Source organism: Aeromonas sp. MR16 (assembly GCF_022549315.1).
In the GTDB taxonomy this organism is placed as follows: Bacteria; Pseudomonadota; Gammaproteobacteria; order Enterobacterales; family Aeromonadaceae; genus Aeromonas; species Aeromonas aquatica.
The window spans coordinates 1-409 of record NZ_JAKZFK010000076.1 but is presented as its reverse complement, the minus strand read 5'-3'; the positions used below and the strand labels follow the sequence as shown (position 1 = coordinate 409).

Here is a 409-nt window from a genome sequence, read left to right as displayed (position 1 = left end):
CGGACGCGGGGTGGAGCAGCTCGGTAGCTCGTCGGGCTCATAACCCGAAGGTCGTCAGTTCAAATCTGGCCCCCGCAACCAACTATTTGTGTGCATGGCACGGCATCTGCCGCTGCGATGCTGCGAAGACACAAGCTGCTACTGCTCGGCAGGCTTGTGGTGAAAAGTCCTGGCAACAGGCAACAATTCGGACGCGGGGTGGAGCAGCTCGGTAGCTCGTCGGGCTCATAACCCGAAGGTCGTCAGTTCAAATCTGGCCCCCGCAACCAACTATTTGTGTGCATGGCACGGCATCTGCCGATGCGATGCTGCGAAGACACAAACTGCTACTGCTCGGCAGGCTTGTGGTGAAAAGTCCTGGCAACAGGCAACAATTCGGACGCGGGGTGGAGCAGCTCGGTAGCTCGTC

2 tRNA genes are annotated in these 409 nt (G+C 59.2%); both read left to right on the top strand.

The features are described 5' to 3' along the window. Window positions 1-4 precede the first annotated feature (4 nt). Window positions 5-81: transfer RNA gene (locus MM194_RS21805), tRNA-Met, on the top strand. Window positions 82-192: 111 nt separating this feature from the next. Next, a tRNA-Met gene (locus tag MM194_RS21800) sits at window positions 193-269 on the top strand. Window positions 270-409 lie beyond the last annotated feature (140 nt).